Origin of the sequence: Chitinophaga sp. (assembly GCF_035564935.1) — a bacterium.
In the GTDB taxonomy this organism is placed as follows: Bacteria; Bacteroidota; Bacteroidia; order Chitinophagales; family Chitinophagaceae; genus Chitinophaga.
Genome location: NZ_DATMTE010001054.1, coordinates 1 through 1,971 on the forward strand (window position 1 = coordinate 1; position 1,971 = coordinate 1,971).

The 1,971-nt window shown below is 42.3% G+C and carries 1 protein-coding gene; it reads left to right on the forward strand.

Going from position 1 to position 1,971, the window contains the following annotated elements:
• Positions 1–20: 20 nt before the first annotated feature.
• Positions 21–1,971, forward strand: a 1,951-nt coding sequence (locus VN105_RS27410; protein ID WP_325646271.1) for a fibronectin type III domain-containing protein, incomplete at its 3' end; no start/stop codon positions are given.

Below are 1,971 nucleotides of genomic sequence, written 5' to 3' on the forward strand. Positions count from 1 at the left end.
AAATTTTTAATCCATATCCCATGAAACATTTTTACACGTTTCTTTCGCTTCAGGCGAAAGGAAAAAATCTCTTTAGGCGTACTGCAGCTGGTTTGGCCTTATTATTAGGGGCCAGTACTTTCGTAAATGCACAGGTAAGTACCTATAGTTTTTCACAATCTACGGGGAGCTTTACGGGAATTGGCGGAACAATTTTAGATACGGCGACAGGAAACACTTCCACAACTAATCTTAACAGCAGTGTGTATGCAGTGACATTGCCTTTTAATTTTACCTTTAATGGTACTTCTTACAGTTCAATGAATGTGTCTACCAATGGTTTTGTGACTTTTGGATCTACCGCACCGTCTACCACGAATACAACCCCGATTTCCAATACGGCAGCTTATGAAGGAGCTATTGCGGCATTCGGAAGAGATATCAGCAGTATGTTTGATATCAATGCTACGACTGGAAGCATCACTTGGGAAACGATAGGTACGGCACCCAACCGTGAAGTGATTGTTCAATGGAAAAATTTCCGTCCCAACAACAGCACTTCTACTACATCTGCGTATGCATTTTCGTTCCAGATCAGGCTTCATGAAACATCTAATGTTATCAATACAGTCTATGAAACGGGTTCTTATATAGTCGGAAATACAAGTATTTCAGGAACAGCCCAGATCGGACTGAGAGGAACTTCCAATGCAGATTATAACAACAGGCTTAATGCCACAACACTGGAATTTATAAATTCTACGGCAGGTACAGCGAACACCAGTTCACAGAATTTTAATACCGTAAATGCCACTCCGGGAATGCCGTCCTCAGGATTAACTTACACTTGGACACCTCCAACGTGCTGGGTTCCGCAGGCGATAACAGTTACATCAACAACTACAAGTACTGCAGCGATCACCTGGACGGCTCCAAGCTCTGCTCCATCTAGTTATGATATTTATTACAGTACTTCATCTACACCGCCGACATCTTCTACGCCGCCGACAATACCTAATGTTACAGGAACATCAACAACATTAACAGCATTGGCTCCGGCAACGACCTATTATGTTTGGGTAAGATCAAACTGTGGTGCAGGAGATACGAGTGTTTGGTCTTTACAGTCGGTTCAGTTTACAACGGCTTGTCAACCGCCTGTCATATCATCTACTACACCGGCTACCGTTTGTCCGGGAAGCTCAGCGACATTGTCTGCAATGACAACGGATCCGACCGCTATCCTGACTTGGTATGATGCAAGCACGGGTGGAAATGTGGTAGGAGCAGGATCAACGTTTACAACACCTGCGTTGTCTGCAACGACACCATATTATGTTTCTGCAAGTAACGGAACTTCAATGTTTGTAGGGCCGCAAAACCCGAATTCATTAACGGCTCCGGCTACTACAGGAGCTATTACGACGTATTATATTCAGTTTGAAGTAACAAATCAGGCGGTAACTTTGGTTTCTACCGATGTATTCCCGGCTTCGGCAGGACAAAGCACCACACTGGAAATTTTACAGGGTCCGACGACTTTTAGTGTTATTAATACAATTCCTTTTACTTCGACCATTGCAAGTGACGGAACGACTCCACAAACGGTTCCTATTAATATGCTGTTGACTCCAGGAACGTACAGAATGAGAATTTCCGGTGGAAACTATTACAGAAACTATCAGAGTAATGCGGTTTTCCCATATTCGATTCCTAATTTCAGCATTACAACGGGATCTAATGTAGCTTCGGATTCTTATTATTTTATGTATAATCTGAAGGTAAATTCCGGATGTGAATCTGCAAGAACTGCGGTAACGGCAACAGTAGATGTTAATTGTTTATCTACTTCTGAAGTAAAAGCTAAAGATATGATGAAAATATATCCGAACCCTTTTACAGATGTCATTCATATCGACAGACCTGAAATGGTAAAATCGATACAGGTGACCGATGCTTCCGGAAAATTAATTAAAAATAATATGCAGCCGG